This window comes from Pseudoalteromonas sp. '520P1 No. 423', assembly GCF_001269985.1.
Taxonomy (GTDB): Bacteria; Pseudomonadota; Gammaproteobacteria; order Enterobacterales; family Alteromonadaceae; genus Pseudoalteromonas.
On record NZ_BBZB01000001.1, the window covers coordinates 2366565 to 2384098 of the forward strand.

15 protein-coding genes are annotated in these 17534 nt (G+C 32.2%); 8 read left to right on the plus strand and 7 right to left on the minus strand.

The genetic code is table 11. The annotated features are described in order from the left end of the window. Positions 1-95 precede the first annotated feature (95 nt). The 5 genes from PSA_RS10825 to PSA_RS10850 form a co-directional block, all read right to left on the minus strand. Positions 96-1628, minus strand: a complete 1533-nt coding sequence (locus tag PSA_RS10825; RefSeq protein WP_042150939.1) for a VCBS repeat-containing protein — start codon at positions 1626-1628, stop codon at positions 96-98. A gap of 123 nt (positions 1629-1751) precedes the next feature. After that, on the minus strand, positions 1752-3014 hold the full coding sequence (locus tag PSA_RS10830; protein ID WP_042150936.1) for an MFS transporter: 1263 nt from the start codon (positions 3012-3014) through the stop codon (positions 1752-1754). 100 nt (positions 3015-3114) lie between these two features. Next, the gene (hmpA, locus tag PSA_RS10835) at positions 3115-4341 is read right to left on the minus strand and encodes an NO-inducible flavohemoprotein (protein WP_269432826.1); all 1227 of its coding nucleotides are present in this window, start codon (positions 4339-4341) and stop codon (positions 3115-3117) included. Then, positions 4334-5605 (minus strand): NnrS family protein, encoded by a 1272-nt coding sequence (locus tag PSA_RS10840; RefSeq protein ID WP_042150932.1) that lies wholly within the window; start codon positions 5603-5605, stop codon positions 4334-4336. Before PSA_RS10840 ends, hmpA begins: the two co-directional genes overlap by 8 nt. A gap of 995 nt (positions 5606-6600) precedes the next feature. Continuing rightward, positions 6601-7479 carry a LysR family transcriptional regulator gene (locus PSA_RS10850; RefSeq protein ID WP_042150929.1) on the minus strand — a complete coding sequence of 293 codons (879 nt, stop codon included), beginning with the start codon at positions 7477-7479 and terminating at the stop codon, positions 6601-6603. Positions 7480-7586: 107 nt separating this feature from the next. Between PSA_RS10850 and PSA_RS10855 the strand changes: the two genes are divergently transcribed. The 3 genes from PSA_RS10855 to PSA_RS10860 all read left to right on the plus strand — a co-directional run bounded on the left by PSA_RS10855 (position 7587) and on the right by PSA_RS10860 (position 8751). Next, a complete protein-coding gene (locus PSA_RS10855) occupies positions 7587-8147 on the plus strand; it encodes a cytochrome b (RefSeq protein ID WP_042150927.1) in 561 nt (186 codons plus the stop codon). Positions 8148-8183: 36 nt separating this feature from the next. Continuing rightward, a complete protein-coding gene (locus PSA_RS25210) occupies positions 8184-8327 on the plus strand; it encodes a hypothetical protein (protein ID WP_157575765.1) in 144 nt (47 codons plus the stop codon). Between the two features lie 70 nt (positions 8328-8397). Beyond that, entirely contained in the window at positions 8398-8751 is a 354-nt protein-coding gene (locus PSA_RS10860; protein ID WP_042150925.1) for a hypothetical protein, read from the plus strand. A gap of 3 nt (positions 8752-8754) precedes the next feature. Here PSA_RS10860 and PSA_RS24540 read toward each other — a convergent pair. Continuing rightward, a protein-coding gene (locus PSA_RS24540) for an IS3 family transposase (RefSeq protein ID WP_371257797.1) occupies positions 8755-9938 on the minus strand; the annotation gives its coding sequence in 2 pieces (ribosomal slippage) (positions 8755-9680 and positions 9680-9938; 1185 coding nt in all). A 46-nt stretch (positions 9939-9984) separates the two neighbouring features. On the opposite strand from PSA_RS24540, the gene PSA_RS10875 reads away from it, so the two are divergent. Both PSA_RS10875 and PSA_RS10880 read left to right on the plus strand, forming a co-directional pair. Then, on the plus strand, positions 9985-11847 hold the full coding sequence (locus PSA_RS10875) for a nuclease domain-containing protein (protein ID WP_052380291.1): 1863 nt from the start codon (positions 9985-9987) through the stop codon (positions 11845-11847). Positions 11848-11927: 80 nt separating this feature from the next. Then, complete coding sequence (locus PSA_RS10880; RefSeq protein WP_042153506.1) at positions 11928-12287, plus strand: hypothetical protein; 360 nt, start codon at positions 11928-11930, stop codon at positions 12285-12287. A 328-nt stretch (positions 12288-12615) separates the two neighbouring features. On the opposite strand, the gene PSA_RS10885 is transcribed toward PSA_RS10880, so the two are convergent. Next, positions 12616-12891, minus strand: coding sequence for a helix-turn-helix domain-containing protein (locus PSA_RS10885; protein ID WP_042153511.1), 276 nt, complete (start codon positions 12889-12891; stop codon positions 12616-12618). Between the two features lie 1381 nt (positions 12892-14272). On the opposite strand from PSA_RS10885, the gene PSA_RS10890 reads away from it, so the two are divergent. Genes PSA_RS10890 through PSA_RS10900 form a run of 3 tightly spaced genes read left to right on the plus strand, consistent with a single transcriptional unit; the run spans position 14273 to position 17522 of the window. Further along, complete coding sequence (locus PSA_RS10890) at positions 14273-15067, plus strand: NYN domain-containing protein (protein WP_042153514.1); 795 nt, start codon at positions 14273-14275, stop codon at positions 15065-15067. Between the two features lie 59 nt (positions 15068-15126). Beyond that, the gene (locus PSA_RS10895) at positions 15127-16293 is read left to right on the plus strand and encodes a hypothetical protein (RefSeq protein ID WP_042153517.1); all 1167 of its coding nucleotides are present in this window, start codon (positions 15127-15129) and stop codon (positions 16291-16293) included. After that, positions 16293-17522, plus strand: coding sequence for a hypothetical protein (locus PSA_RS10900; protein WP_042153520.1), 1230 nt, complete (start codon positions 16293-16295; stop codon positions 17520-17522). The genes PSA_RS10895 and PSA_RS10900 overlap by 1 nt, the downstream gene beginning before the upstream one ends. The last annotated feature ends 12 nt before the right edge of the window (positions 17523-17534 follow it).

Genomic DNA, 17534 nt, shown 5'->3' on the forward strand with positions numbered 1-17534 from the left:
ATGATAACTTTGTAATTGTAAATTAAAAGTAAGGTGAGGCGCTTGAGGTAGGATATGAGCGGCTTAAAATCAAATAAGCCGCAAAACAAGATAGCTTATAAAGACATTAATACTTTAAAGTTTTTACCAGTAGAGTTTTCATCCTTTTTACTGAATTTAATAAGTAGATCATCTTTACCATCGTGGTTTAAATCATTTATATAAACTAAGTTTCCATCTTGTGGTAATTGGGTATCATAATCTTGAGCGCGTCTTTTAAATAAACGTTTACTGGTATCACCTAAATAAATTTTAAGCTCATCATCGCCATCCGATAATATTAAATCTTTTAAGCCGTCACCGTTTAAATCAGCAAGTTTAACTACCGCACTGCCAGATTGACCTGACGAGAGGCTAAAGTTTAGATCTACTTCTTTAGTAACCTGTGCTTTTTGATAATTATCTTCATCGTTCATTTTAAACAAATAAACATCTTGATCTATGCTTCCCGCTAAAAGCGCTCCAATAATCTGAGACATGCCAATATCAAATCCTGCAAGCAGTACTTCTGATTTATCATCATTATCTATATCTACAAATTCTAAACCGGTTAATGTTCCATCTGCACGTATCGTACTATTGGGCTTTTCAGGGTAGGAGAGTTGTCCTTTGATATTTGTTCCTAAGTATATTTCATAATCGTTAACGCGGTCTAATACACCTGAAACCTGTGTGTAACGAACTATCATATCTGTTATACCATCAGAGTTTAAATCTCGTAATTCTTCTAGTTTTCTATATACCAGTTCACTTTGATCTAAGCTCTCTCCAGTTTCATCTCTTTTATCCCACCACTCAGTGCCACTGATGGCTTTATTAATTTCAACCTTATTTGATTGTGTATTAAATATGCTATTTTTAGATTGATGGTAGACTTGCATTTCTCCCTCACCCACTTGAATTATATCAATCGCACTATCAAAATTGACATCTTCGAAATATAGCTTTGCTTGTTTATAAGTGGCGCCATCAGAAAGTAAGTTTACTTCAGCTGGAATAGGCAGTGTTTGAGTCTTAAATTTCCCATCATTTTGCCCAATTAAAATATGCGTTGATGAAAAGTCACTCAGTAGTACATCATCAATATTATCTTGATTAAAGTCTTTAATAAAATGCGCTCTATTAATATGTTCTGGTTTATCTTTTAAGAAAATCGTATTTATAGCTGATATGGTATCAAATTGATTTTTTGTAGCATCGTATTTGACTAGTTCGTTACTAGACATAAAATACAAGCTTTGTAATAAGCCTGATTTATCATCACTTAAATCATAACTATAAAATTTCTTGGGGATCGGTATCTTATTAGCGATGGCATATTCATTTTCTTTATCGTTATAAAGATATGTGATCAGCCATTTATCTTTATTTTCATCAACGCCCAATACAATGAGTTCTTTTGCATTATTTTCAATTATGTCAGCAACTAAAACTGGTTGGATCAACTTATAAGGCGCATCAATTAACATTTCGTTAAAATCAACTTTAGTGTGTTTTGTATTTTTGCTAGCAGCAGATAAATAGGATGTATTAAAAACAGCAGCAAGTGCAACTGAGTAAATTATTATTTTTTTATTAATTTTGAACATCTCTTTCTCACTAATCTATATGATTAATTTAATATACATATATTTTACATAAGTAAATGTCAGAAACTTTTATAATCTGTAAGAAAGTATTAATACGAAAGCCAAAGTGAGAGTACTTGGCTTTTATTCGTTAGAAGATTGTGGCCAAATATTTTTTATATAATGACCATGATAGAATATTAAACCTGCTACAAAGCTCATTGCTGAACCTAACAATAATGCCCAAGAAACATCAAACATAGATAAAACGCCACCAATTAACGCGGCAAATAAATTACCTAAACAAAAAATAGTAACAAGCATACCCATTAACTTACCTTGCGGCCTATTTTCATAGCAATGAGATAAATAAGAGGGAAGAAATCCATTATAAATTGCAATACCGGCTCCCATTAACGCAAAAGTGATTAAGTATGAATTGTCAGTGAGCCAAGGAAGGACTGCTAAAGAAAGTCCATATAATATTATTCCTAAAATTCCAGCTGAGGCATGAGAAAGTCGTTTTTGAATGTGAGGATTGATAAATATGCTTGTACAGATCATACACGCTGTTAAATATACCGTTGCCCAGCTAATATCAACGGGTACGTAATCAAATTGGCGTACTAGATGTAACGGGTAATATTCATAATACAAATTTACACCCATAGTTAAAAATAAATAAAGTACAAAAAACCGTCTTAAATCAGGCTGTTTTAATAAAGTTAAACTTGAACCAGTTTCTGCATTGTCATCTTTTTTATTGAGTGCGTTAGGTAAAAGTGTATGACTTAAAAAAGCACATATTAAACAAGCAATTGCTGCAGCCCAAAAGACAGAATCAATCCCATAAAAAATCAAATAACCACCGGCAAGAGGACCTAACAAATAACCGCCATACCCCATGGAGCTGACTAATGAAAAGCTACGTGTTTTATCTATTACAGGGTGTAAATCGGCTGCAATAGCGCGTGCAATTGCAATATTACCTTCACATAAACCTGTTAACAGTCTAGATATTGCAAATAATAAAAAGTTTTCATTGATAGCAGCTATTGCAGTTAAACTATAACCGATGGCGCTGCCAAAGAGCGTAATACTAAGTAATTTTTTTCGACCATAATTATCTGAAATTGCACCAATAACACTACTACCTAAAATAATACCTAAGGGATATATACCAAGTACAACTCCTAATAATATCTCAGAAGGTAAATTCATGAATTGTGTTAATGCTGATTCGCCTTCAGAAAATAAAGGTGCTAAAACAGGGTAAGGTAAAGCAATGCCCGCGACACTAATTAATGTAACAAGCAAAGTAATGTATAAAATTTGCTTAGCTTTATTTTCGTCTTCAACTAAAGGCGAGTTAATTATGTCGAGCTTGTTACTAGAAAGATTGCTCATAAAAACTGTTATCGATTAAGAATACAGCTAATATCTCATTTGCTCTTAATTAAGTAAATAAAAAGCTTTACTTAATTAAGGGCTGTAATATTTTAGTGTTTTATAAATTAGCGTGAGGACCAAATACTTCATAATGAATACGTGATTCACATACGCCCATATCTAATAAAGCAGATTTAGCAAATTGCATAAATCCGACTGGACCACACATATAAAAATTGCCATTATCTTTAGGCAGTTCTAATTGACTGAAGTTAATAAAACCTTGGTGAATATTGTCATCATTATCATCATTATCATCATTGTCATGCTTTTCATTATACCAAGTATTATGTTGCCAAGAGTTGGTATGACATAAGTCAACTACGCGATTTTTAAATGAATGCTGTTCGTTATTTTCACATGCATGAATATAGTGAACATTATCTTTATATCGATCGTTTGATAGTTTCTCAAGCATTGCTTGCATAGGCGTGACACCCACACCTGCTGAAATTAAAACAACAGGGGCTTGTCTATCTATAAAGAAAAAATCACCTGCAGGGGCATATAAATCTACTAGACCACCTATTTCTACATGATCATGTAAATAATTAGATACTAAGCCAGGGTATTCACCTTGCTCTCGCTTAACTGAAATGCGGTAAGTTTCAGTATTTGGTAGATCCGATAATGAATATTGTCTAATTTCTACGTTATCTGAACCGTTAGGCTGTACTTCTACCCCTAGGTATTGTCCAACATTGAAATCAATAACAGGTTCATTATCAACTGGTGCAAATGTAAAGCTTGTTACTAATGCTGATTCTTTTACTTTATTAACAACTTTGAATCGACGTTTACCACGCCAACCTCCTTTTGTGCTAGCTCTTTGTGTGTATAGCTCTTCTTCTCGGGCAATAAATATTTGAGCTAAAAATTGATAAGCATTTGCCCATGCTTCTTCAATTTCAGTCGTAAATGCATCTGGTGCTAACTCGCGTAGAGTAGCAAGTAAATGATGGCCAACAATTTGATAATGGGCTGGTTGGATATTAAAACTAGTATGTTTTTGTGCAATGCGCTCAACTGCAGTAGTTAAAGCAGCTAGGTTTTCAATATTCTTAGCATAAGCCGCAATAGCTTCAAATAAAGCGACTTTTTGTTTTCCTGTTTTTTGATTACTCATATTGAATATATCTTTAAGTTCAGGGTTATGTTTAAACATACGATTATAAAAATATTCAGTGATCGCTGAACCTGCTTGCTCTAATAATGGGATGGTGCTTTTTACTAAAGAGATATCTTTTTCAGTTAACATAAAATTTCCTAATAAATAATTATTGATCAATGCGCTTTGCAAATAAGATCGGTGAATAGACAAAAATAAAAATCAGACTTGAACAGACCCAAAGTAGGGCACTGAGATCCCAAGCGAGTTGGGTAAAATTGAATAAAGGTAAAAGAACCCGTATAAAAACAGTTAAAATTATTAAAATAAAAGATAAAACCAATGCCTTATTTAACACAAGTACACGTCCTGTATGACCAAGAGAAACGCGGCTCATCATTGCAAAAATCATCAACCCAATCGCACCAATCGTGATCATATGAAGTGCATTACTAAAGGGAATGCTGATATTGATTACTGATAAATCAAAATAACTTAAACCTAATAGAATTAAACCTAGCCCCATAAAAAGATAAGAGATATGTAATGACCAAAGTAATGGCACTTTGTAGGTTTTTATGGTTTTCCAAAAGCTGAACCTTAATAAATGTAAAAATCCAGACAAAATCATGATAGCTGCGGGTGTAAAAGGTAACTGTATGAAGTAACCTAAAATAAATATCGCTATACCAGCTATACCAATAGGTAAAATTAATGTTTCAATCCAAAATGGGGTATTAATTGTGTCAGTTTTAGCACCGTTTTGTGTGAAAAATGGGATCACTCGACCACCAATTATCGACATTAATATTGTGAATAATAAAATACTCGCTCGGGCTAAATGCATGGCAAGCGCAGTATTACTGAGCATATCGGTTAAAATAATACTGATATTGATGAGCATCATGATGCTAAGTAAAGGTACAAATAAGTAATTACGTTTATTTTTAGCCTGATATACCATGTTAAAAAAACAGGAAATAACAATTAACCACCAAATTGTTTGAAATATTAGTGCAACTTTAATTGATAAATTTGAATTTATATAAATTGAAAATCTAACGGTTAGCCAAATTAGAGTTAATATACAAAGGTATTTCCCTGTAATACTAGATTGTTTTGTCCAGGTCTTGCCTGCTGTTAATATAAAACCTACAGCTATCGTTGCAGCGAAACCAAATATCATTTCATGAATGTGCCATATAGTTGGGCTAAGTCCTGAATTGTTAAGTTCAATTAATGAATTTAACTGTAAAGACCAAAGGAGCATACTTATAACTGATGCAACTGTGCCTAAAATAAAAAATGGTCTAAACGCTAACTCAAAAAAATCATGTTTAAAAAGCTTAGACAAAGAATATTTGTTTGGGCTATTTAACTGATATTGATTATCTTGTTTATATTTCAACATCATTAACTCTGGGTCGTTTATTTCCATCATATTAAAAAACCTTATAACCTAAGCCGTGTACACCTACGCAACGAATTACGTAACCAAGCTTGAAAATTCCAGCAAATACAATTGTTAAAATGTGACCTGCGATCTGCAAATACATATTAAACAAATGATCAAAACCAAAGGTCATTGTTAGACAAAGTAGGGTAATAATGAGAGAGACAAGCATTAACCAGTTTCCGCCAATGATGCATTTTTGAAAATTAATCTGTGATTGATCAAACTTATAACGATTATTGATGAAAAATTGAGAGTACATAATCACTACTTATTTTTATTTATATATAACTTCTATATAGCAATAGCAGTGCCAGTATTTATAATCAATATAATACAATGACTTATAGTTTTTAATGGAATGATTGAGTCATTTAGACTCCAGTATGTGCAAGTAATAAAAAGACACTTTCATGTCATAATGACTCTAACCTGTTGAGTAGATAATAAATAATGAAATGATTTATTTGTTTTGGTCTTAACTGATAGGAAATAGGAAATAGGAAATAGGAAATAGGAAATAGGAAATAGGAAATAGGAAATAGGAAATAGGAAATAGGAAATAGGAAATAGGAAATAGGAAATAGGAAATAAAGTTTATTATAACTTTAGTCTTTTTTCAGATTTGGCTCCTTTTACAAAAGCACAAATAATGTTCACTAATAAAAAGCAAATAAAAAAATATACCATGTATTTACCATATGACTAAAAATATATTTTATGCTGTTCAGTATAATCATCAGTAACTTAATGCAAACTGAATTTTAGGAAAGTTAAATCAAAAGGTAACTTTTTTATAATAAAATCAATTCTCAATGTGTGACTAGTTAACTAACACAAATGATATAATTATCTAAAAAGTATAGTTTAATTTAAAGTTTATGTAATTTTTCCCCCAGCTAAGAACTTGTTGTAATTTATTTTAATATATTACTTCTTAATAGAAATACTTAACTATAAGTGAAGTTACGGCACCGAAAAGTCTATAAATCAGATAAATGTTCACTTAAACATTCATAAAAGCATTGAACACGAGCACTGTGCTTTAAATCTTTGTGATACACAAACCACATAGCTTCTTGAGATTGGGGCAAGTCTATTGGTACTTTTACTAAGTTTTTAATCTGACTCGCTTGAAATACACTTACAGGGCCAATTCCCATACCTTCAATTACTGCTTGGTTAACATCAGGAAAATGTGAGCTTTGAAAGATGATTTTATCTTTATCGATTTTATCTACAATATGACGAATAAACGGGATCCTATATTTATCTGATGTAGGTAGCGCCCAATAATGATCATTTAATTCATTCGATGATTGTGGCATGCCAAATTTATCTATATAAGATTGCGCTACATAATATTGCGTTGCCAACTTTGTTAAATTTTTAACGATTAAATCTGGTCCGTTTGGTTTTGGTCCCGCACGTAATGAGATATGAGCCGCGCCAGATTCTAAAGGTACAATATCATCTGTAGAGAGTAACTTGATTCTGATCCCAGGATATTCATCCCTAAAAGTCTTTAAGGCAGGTGTTAGTTGTGAAGAAAATGAACTTAAGCTTGTGATCCTAAGCTCACCAGATATCTGACCTTCAACATTATGAAGTTTATTTTCTAATCTTGCAAAATGCGCGATTAAATCAGGTAACTCATCCATTAAAACACTGCCAGCATCAGTGAGCTGATAACCCCTTTGGTGTCTGATAAATAACTTAACTTCTAACGCTTGCTCTAGCCTATTTACATGCCTTAAAACAGTCGCATGGTTTATTTCTAAAGTTTTCCCCGCCTGGCTTAAACTGCCATCTAAAGCAACTTGATAAGCAACTTTATAGTCATCCCAAGATATTCCTTTCATTATTAACTTACCAGTTGTTCATATTTGCACAATAGTTTCGCATTTATTGATGTTTTTTAATAGATAGAATTACTCTAATATTCTTTCAACGAAATGAGGAATAGAAAATGTTAAAGAATACAGAAACAGCTTATGGCTATATTTCAATCATAATGCATTGGTTAATGGCACTCATCATTTTTGGATTATTTGGCTTAGGATTATATATGGTTGAATTAAGCTATTACGATGCTTGGTACAAAGGTTCACTAGATTTACATAAAAGTATCGGCATGGTGCTGGTGGCACTGTTATTTGCACGAGTATGTTGGACTGTATTTAATATTAAACCTAAATCAGCAGTGAATAATGCAAGTAAATTAGAGGTTAACTCAGCACACTTTGCACATATCGCTTTGTATATATTAATGACAGCTTTAATGCTCAGTGGTTATTTAATATCAACAGCTGATGGCAGAGATATCAGTGTATTTGGCTTGGTTTCTATTCCTGCATCTTCAATCGCTATTCAAAATCAAGAAGACATAGCTGGTAGCATACACAATATTTTAGCTTGGAGTTTAGTACTTTTAGCTTTGGCTCATGGAGCTGCTGCAATAAAACATCACTTCATAAACAAAAACGATACTTTAAAGCGTATGTTGAAAGTATCTCACTCAAATAGTTAATTAGTTACATTTGATAAGAATTATTAAGGTTTAAAAATGAAAAATAATATGATTTCAAAATTAATATTAGCATCAAGCATTGCTTTAGCTTCATCAGTATTACCGACACAAGCAGCTCAGTATAAAGTAGATGTAGAAGGTGCGCATGCCTTTAAATACGACACTTTTCAAAAAAGGTAACATTCTTCTTTGACGAAAACAGTATCCTTATCTATGTTTTAAGTGGTCACTTTTAAAAAAGATAAGTTTAATGGCAAAGAAAAAATCACAACGAGTAACCTCCTCTAAAGCAGCGAACACATCAAATGTTTCGACTGCACACTCAAAAGAAAGCCTGCCTCCGTATCAGCGAATATTAAAAGCTGAAAATTTTTACTTTTTTTTTGAAAATAAAACGCCTGAGGATGACCAACATAAAAAAACAAATTATTGTGGTTTAAACAAAACATTTAAAATTGTATCGGATGGCAAAAAGTTGGTTGGTGAAGAGTTTGCAAAAACCTTTGCTCGTATGATAATAAAACAATACCCAGCAATAAAATCAAGAATCGCAAGAATTTCCATATTAATTAAACGTCTTTTTGTTTTTATATCAAATTTGTAGTGGTCAACTAAATTTGGCCACAGTTTTAGAATTTAACCAGAACCTTCGCTCTGATTCATTTGGACTTAAGCCTGCATTATAGTGATGAGGCCTGATCTCGCTGTAATAACCTATTACGTAATCAGTAATTGCACCTTTGGCTTCTTTAAAATCGATGTAACCCTTTTTCGGCATCCATTCAGTTTTAAAGCTCCTAAAAAACCTTTCCATTGGCGCATTATCCCAACAATTTCCTCGTCGACTCATACTTTGCTTTATTTGATATTTCCATAGCCTCTGACGATACTTTAAGCTTGTGTAATGACAGCCTTGATCTGAGTGAAACATGATACCTTTAGGTTTTCCTCTGCTTTCATAAGCCATATCTAAAGCGGCTATTGTTAATTCACTATCTGGAGACAAGGAGATAGCCCAACCAATTGGCTTCCTTGCAAATAAATCAATTACAACGGCTAAATATGCCCACCTGTGACCAATCCAAACATAGGTCACATCACCACACCAATACTGATTGGGTTCAATTACATCAAACTGTCTGTTTAATAAATTGGGTATTGAAATATGCTCTTTCTTTGCTTTTTTGTACTTATGATTTGGCGGTTGAGAGCTAACCAGTCCTAATTTTTTCATAAATTTAGCCGCTCGATACCGACTTAAATTAAAACCACGATAAGATGCAATATCAGAGATAGTTCTGGCACCCGCAGAGCCATTACTTTTTTTATGTATTGCTTTGATTTCAATAGATAACCTTAAATCATCAGTTGATACTGATTTATCTCTGTTAACCCAATATTTATAACTACTGCGATGTACGCCAAATACATCACATAATGTTTTAACTGGGTGACTATTGCTCTTATTGAGTTTCTCGATTATCGAGAATTGTTCAGAGAGTCCGACATCAATAGAGCTGTAGCCTTTTTTAATATATCCTTTTCTAATTCAATTCGCTGTATACGCTTTTTCAGTTCTCGAATTTCAATTTTTTCAGGCGTCATAGGTGATGCTGAAGGTGATTTTCCGCTTCGCTCAACCTTTAACTGGGCAACCCATTTACTCACAGTTGATTTACCCACATTCATAGCTTTTGCTGCTTCTTCTTGAGTGTAGCCTTGGTCAATTACTAACTGAGCTGTTTCAAGTTTGATCGCTGCAGAATATGTTACACGGTTTTTCTTTGTCATATGTCACCTAAATTGGTTATGAAATAATCATAACATTTCTTATTAGGTGGCCAAAACTACTGTACCACTGCACTTCGCACTAGAAAAGATTTATAAGATATTAAACCAGTTAATAAAAATCTCAAATAGTAAAATAAATCGATTTGAGAATACAGTTCAAAAACTGAATGAACGTTATGAGTCTTTTAGTCAAGAGCGGTTGATTGATAAAAACTTAGTTCGTAAGGATCTAGAAAAACTTAAGCATTCATATAATTTAGAAAAATTGAATCGGTCATTAACACAGCAGGTTAAAGCTTTAGATACGGATATACATAAGCTTGAAGAATTACCAATATGGTATATTAAATTTGGTGGGCTAACTCGCAATGGTGATTCTAATTTTGTAGGGATAAAAACACAATTTTCGGATCAATGGTTTGAAGGACTGAAAAATGTTCAAAATGTATTCCTTAAGTTTCAAGATGAATGCCATAAAGACTTATTTAAAAAAGACTTTGAATATGAAGTTGAAGCTGAAATTAGCTGTTTATCAGGAAATCTTGATTATGGCACCGCTTGGTATACGTATAAGTTGCACAAAATAACAAATGTTAAAATTATTGGTGGTAAAGGGATTCAAGACTTACAAGTTAAGTTTATGCGAGAAAGAGATAAAGCATTGTCACTTAAAGCAGAAGGTTGGGTTAAGAGGTTAACACCTAAAGAATTAACTGAGCAGCAACGAGAAAAAGTTTCAGTACAAAATCAAATTAATTTTTATCAAAATAGTTATGAAAAAGCGATACATGTTTCTGGTTTATTATCACCAAAGCTTACAAAGTATAAATCTCTTCTGGCAGACCTAAAACAAATGGGCGTTAAGCCATTGTCTACTTTCCCTAACTCTATGACTTTTGTTCAAAACCCCGATTATCAAGCTATCCACTCGGGATATAAAAAAGTACGTGTATTTGCAAATCTTAGTGACGATGACCTTTTATTATCTTTAGAAAAGATAGAGGAGATCGGTTTGATTAATATGCCACTTTTGTATGAGCGTTGGTGTTTATTGCAAATTATCAAAGTGCTAGTACATAATTATAATTATGTCCCAACCGAAGATTGGAAACGTAAGCTTTTAAGAATTGTCGAGACTGGTAAACACAACAAAAGCATAGAATTTGTAAATAATGATCTAAAACGAAATATTAAAATTTGGTATGAGCCAACTCTTGAAAATGGTCGTACGCCAGACTTTGTTTTAGATGTATTTTTTCAACAAAAACAAGGGAATCAATATACAAAACGACTAGTAATGGATGCTAAATTTTATTCTGATGATCTATTAAGGAGAATTGGTGGGATTTCTAAAGTTATTACTGAGCTCTATCATACTAAAGGTTATAGTGAAGGAGAGAGAAATGCTGTATTTATGTTACATCCAGCAAAGAATTCAATTCCTGAGAAAGTATCACCTCAAGCTTGGGGGAGCAATACGTATCTTGGTGAGCTGAAAATGTTTGAGTGGGATCAACCAATGAGAAGTGATAAGTTTCACCAGTATGGTGCTGTATGCGCGAATCCAGTACTAAGACTTAGTTATTTAGATGAACTTCAGCGATTACTTGGAATGTTTTTACAATATGGAATAGAGGATAATAACTTACAGGGTAGGCCTGATGATGTTGAGTCAATAAACTTTTGTATAGCCTGCGGATCTCATGACCTTAAACATGTCCCTAAAAGTAATAGTAACCCAAGATCTAGTTGGTATGAATGTAATAACTGCAAGCACTTTGCAACCTACAACCACTGTCATCGATGTGATACTCGATTGATAAAAAACGGTGATTATTGGTCTTATCATTCACAGATGCCAATGGAACCATTAAATATAAAATGTCCCAAATGCGAAAGCTTAGTTTAGCGAGTCTATTTTTAGTTTCCAAAGCTGATAGGGTTAATATATTTTTAGATCTGAATATAGTTTAAATAAATAGGTTGATTATGCAAAAAAATCTTGAAAATAAAGATCTTGAAAAAGTTATAGAAACTTGGGCTGAAGAATTAAACATCAGTGTTGAAAGTCTAGTTTTGTCATTAGGCTTCAAACCGTCCATGCTATTGAAAACTAGCAAAGAAGGGCTTGAGCTTAATAGTCATGATATAAAGCGTATTAAAAGATTATTAAAAAAACTGGAAAATAGGTTTGAAAATAAACACCAAATATGGGAGTGGTTTACTAGTGAAAAAATCCCTGCGTTGGGTGAAATAACACCGTCAGATGTGATTAAAAAATTTAACGGCAAAGGCATAGATACTTTGCTTGAGTATATTGAGCATAAAGAACTGGGTGGGTTTGAGTGAACAAAAATAAATACCAATTAGCTATGGAATAAACCCATAAAAATACCAATTAGTTATGAAATAAACACATAAAAAGTACCAATTAGTTATGGAATAAACTCATAAAAAGTACCAATTAGTTATGGAATAAACTCATAAAAAGTACCAAATAGTTATGAAATTAACTCATAAAAAGTACCAATTAGTTATGGAATAAACTCATAAAAAGTACCATTAGAAGAAGCTATAAATCTATTTACCCTTCAAAATTCACTATATAAAAAGATATAGTTCCAAGACTTAAAAGCTCTAAAGTTACTGATTAACAACAAAATTTACATACAAGGAATTAGAACCAGTCATCGTCTGCCTCCTTCTTTTTATTTTCAAACCATAGTGATATACCTAATTGTTTAATGACTTTGAACATAGTTTCCATCTTTACTGATTCAAAGCCTAACTCAATATTGCTAAGAGCTTGCTTAGATACCCCACAAAGACTTGCTGCATTCTCAATTGTTAAGTCGAGAGAGGTTCTTTTAGAGCGCACAAGTTCCCCTAGTCGTATCATGTTTACTGGAAGGTCTAAATTTGGAGCTTTTGTTGGTATAACTCTTTTTGCCATGATATTAAATCCTATTATGTTAGGATTAATATACAGATTAAATCAAAATTAAACAATAATCCTACTATGCTGGGATTATTAATTTGTTTGAGGAAGCTTACAGACTGTAAGATGCTTGCTAGAGTTTTTTAGCATAAATTGTAAATTTAAGTCCCTAGCCTGAATTTTTAACTAATTATATGTGGACTGCCTTGCGCTTGTTACAGCTAAATTTTCAATTTATGTAATGGTACACTTTAAATAAGCAGAATCCACTTGAGGTAACTAATGAAGGTAAACTTGCTATCCTGACACAGATGGTGTGATCCTCCCTTAAAATCAGTATCGCTTTTTGTTTTGTAACATCCGCTGTAAACATATGCTTAATAGCAACATGTCGTTTTGAATGTATAAGCCACCTAAATTATGTCTATATTGATATAAAATCAGCTAAAAAATACAATTATGTCTATATTGACATAAAAATGATAATTATGACTATTCACAACTTACTTTCACAATATCATTAAAATCTCTAATAAATAAGAAAAGTGATTAGAATAACCAATCTGAATGAGAGTGCCAATACTATGATTATTCATGGTTGTTTGCATGAAAATTACACGAATCAATGAGTGTGGATCTGCCGTCAATACAGAAATGTACAGCAATTAATGAATAAGGCTGAAAGTTAGCTTTTAATGTAACTGAGTTTTAGTTTTTAGTGTAATTGAGTTTTAGCTTTTACTGTTAAAAGGGTGTTCATTTACCATTTGCTTACTGCAGCATTAATTAATATTCCTTTCAAAATACACATGTTAAAACTAGTACAGGTAGTCGTTTATAAAAGCATACTTTACTGTCAATGTTCGTTTATTTATAACTACTAGGTACTTTAAATTGGAAATTTTTTAATTTTCACTCAAAACCAGCTAACTTTTTATGATCCACTTATTGAATCTGTCTCTTAATCCCCTCGTCATTAAACTTATAAGCCAGGTGAATATTTATTACTTGAAAGGTAATTATTTCTTAGATGGTAAAGGGAACTACATTCTAATTGGGTATTTAGGTCTTTTTGAGCACGAAAGCGAATCGGTTAAATATATTGTAAACGTCCGGCGATCTGGGTCTAACAAAGTGTCTTGATTTAGAAAAGCAGAACACTCTTGCTTCAATTTTAAAAAATAAAATCTGTCAGCCAAAAATCAGATAAACGATTTATGGTTTACCACCAATGTTAAAATTGAATGAAGATCATTTTAATGTTTAGGGGGGCAAATTTTTAACTAAGTGGTAAACCTATCAAATTATCTGATTTAATGATTAACAAAGAGCAAAGTGAAACTTTAATTTTTTAAACCAATCAAATTTCATTATTTATTTAAAAAGAGGGTTGCAAATGATTAAAAGAATTACTTCCTTGATTCGTCAAATTATTAAACAATGGTTTCCTCAGCTTCAATTAACATTAGTCTTAGACGATCGAGAGAATTTGGTAAAACACTTGAACACCAATCAAAGTGGGTTAGGTTATCTGTTAAACCGACGAAACGACCTGTTTAATAGTTGGATAAAAGAACAAGTTACTGGACAACATGAGCATATAATTTTTGGCGATAAACAAGTTCTATCAAAGTTAGGATTAGACAATATTCATTTAGAGGCGCAAGTTCATACAGTAGGAAAACTAGGAAAAAATGGAGCAGATCTTGAGTTGGTGTCATTTCTTTTTGATGAGTTGCTATTCAAAGTACGTATTACAAATGTCGTTATAATTAGTGCTGATTCTGACTTTTCTATTGTTCCACAACGTTTACGAACCCATGGTATAACGAGTCAGCTTATTTCACCTACTGCTAATGCGAAAACTTTGAAAGAGGTTTTTTGCTCTGAAATATCTATTGAACCTTTTATCCAAAATTTGAACTCACTCTATACGGATAAATTTATTTTTGATGAACATACTAAAGCTATATTAAAATTTTCTATTTTTCAGTATGTTAATAAAGATAAAAAGGTTAATCTAGCGACTGTTGGTGCAATTTTAATTAAGTACTTCGATATAAAAAGTAAGGGCTATTTTGGTTTGGGTGCTCTTAAACCTTTATTACTTGTTTTAGCTGAAGACAAAGGTATTGCTATAGAAGGAGATTATTTGGTCTTTACTCAAGATAAATTACTAAGGCTTGCATAACGTCATAGCGTAATACGTAGATATATAGTTGGCATAAAGTTTTTTCACGAGGAAATATAATGAATGAGTCAGAAGTATATAGCTTTGATACCTTGTATTTTATATTGATAAGTAATGGTATAAAAATGAATAAGAAGGATGTGTGCCAAAACCTTATAAATATTTATCAAAGTATGAAAAAAAATAATGATATTCAAGGTGTTTTTAAACGTTTGAATAAAGAGTTAGCAACCACTGAAGATATAGACTTAACAGCATTATTGAAAATAAGGGATATAAACAGAAGCAACATTTTAAAGGTTTACTTGGACCGTTTTATTTTATCTTGTGATACTAGTGTAGGGAAAACGCATCGTGACAATTTTAGTAATATAAAGTCACCTCTTTTTTCAATTTTATTTTTATTTATTCTTTATTACCTGTCTAAAAAGAGCCTCGGCTTAACACAATTAAATATTATGGGTGTAACGTTACCTCATGGTGAACAAGCAAATAGAATCAATGACGAAGCAAAAAAAACAGCAAAATCATTAGGTACAGTATTGTTTAAAACAAAACTAGACGAGTCCGTATTTTTGGAAAAACATAGTGTTGAAAGGTATAACGAACTACTCCAACAGATATATATATTCTCTGCCTTAGCCGCATCTTATAAGATCGGATTAGTAGACTCAGAAGGTAGTTATCAATCAGATAACAATCATTTTTATGCAACGACTGGTGAAAAACATAAAAGTGAAAATTTATTGAATAAAATCCTGCTACAGCATAAGGAAAATTCAGCGATAATTGAAAGGGTTATATCCCGTATACCATCTATTGGTAGTAAATATGATTTTAATCGAGTAATTGATGATTGGCTTTTTAAAGTAAAGGATCAACAAGGTAACAAAAAAGCGTTAGTTACGTGCCATTACGCGCCTTCCAAAAATGCATATTCACTTTATCGAGATTATTTAAAAAATGACATTCCTTTAAAATCATTAGCTGAAAATGAGGAAAAAACAATGCGCAGAGCCTTTGAGCGGCTCATAACTAAGGGAATTGTTTTATTGGCTTCAACAAAATCCATTACAGGAAAGACTATAAATACCTTTTTCTGTGAAGACCTTAAATTGCAAGAGATTTCAAGTGAATCGAAAAAGCAGAGCGCGCAATTTCTAAATAGATATTTTGTAGAGCATTTGTATAAAGACTGGTGTGATTTGATTGAGGTGAATAATTAATGCCTATTTATAAATATAACTTTTTGAAATTTACTTTTTCAGAATTATTTGTTGCTGAGTTTATAGCAAAGCAAAATGTTGAATTAAGCGAAGTACTCTTACAATATTTTGAGGAAACTTCAAATGAAGAAACTGCTGTTTCAAATGAAATGCTTATCTTTGGTGTAGATGAAGAAGACGCTCAAGATAGCCTGCTTCTTCTTGATGGTTTTCCGGCTGACAGATACGCTATTTATTATATCTCTTTATCTTATTCGCAATTTCAAGATAGTTTGATGCGAAAGATAAAAAAACACTTAGCTCTGTTTGATTTAAGGCGTGAGTTATCAAAGATTAAAAATATGCATGAAGTTGAGATATCTAAATTCAGCCAGATAAACACGATCTTTTCTGATTTTGAACTTATGGTAGATACTCAAAAGGCACAATTAGATTATCAAACTATACCTCTAGAAAAGATCAATTCAGCACAAAAGCAATTTGAGTCTTCATACTTGAAAAAGCAGAACGCTTTTAAGTTGTATCCTGATTTTGAGTTTCATCCAATTGAAGATCACTTTTTAATTAAATTCGATAAAGGTGGCTCTGTGAACATAAAAGCTGCGGGAAGATATGTAGAATTATTTGATGCAAAAACGATGGATATGTTAGTGCAAATATTGTTGAGCCCTAATGGGGGTTATGACTTTAAAGAGTGTTTTTTAGTAAAAGTTAACAAGTTATATACCTACTATAATGAAGATCTCAGTAGCGACAAACAGCTTGTTTTTGCGCATTTTGAAAAGTTAATCAAACAAAGTGAACTATTAAAAGATAAAGTATCTGCAAATGAAGAAATTTTTGAGTTAATTGACAGAGCAGCCTCGTCAACCAAGAAAAACCAACATCCTCAAAATGTATTTTCTGCATCAGTACCTAATGGCAGTTTCCAAATTACGTTTTACAAGATTACAGAACAACGCTTCGACTACATACTCAGTCCCATAGCCAATCATGAAGAAGAATATCTACAGTTCTTTAATGAGCGTGTAGGAAAAAGCTATCAATTGACCTATTACAGGTCTGTCCAAGGTAAAAATCAATCTGAGCTTATTCAAGGAAAAATAACTTTTAATAAATTTACAGGTGATGCAGATGGTGAAAGTGAAATTGTAACAGTTCAACTGCCACAGCCAGAATGTAGTAATGATCTTACTTCCTTTCTTAAACTGTCAGAAATTAAGTACTAGTCGGTGATGTTC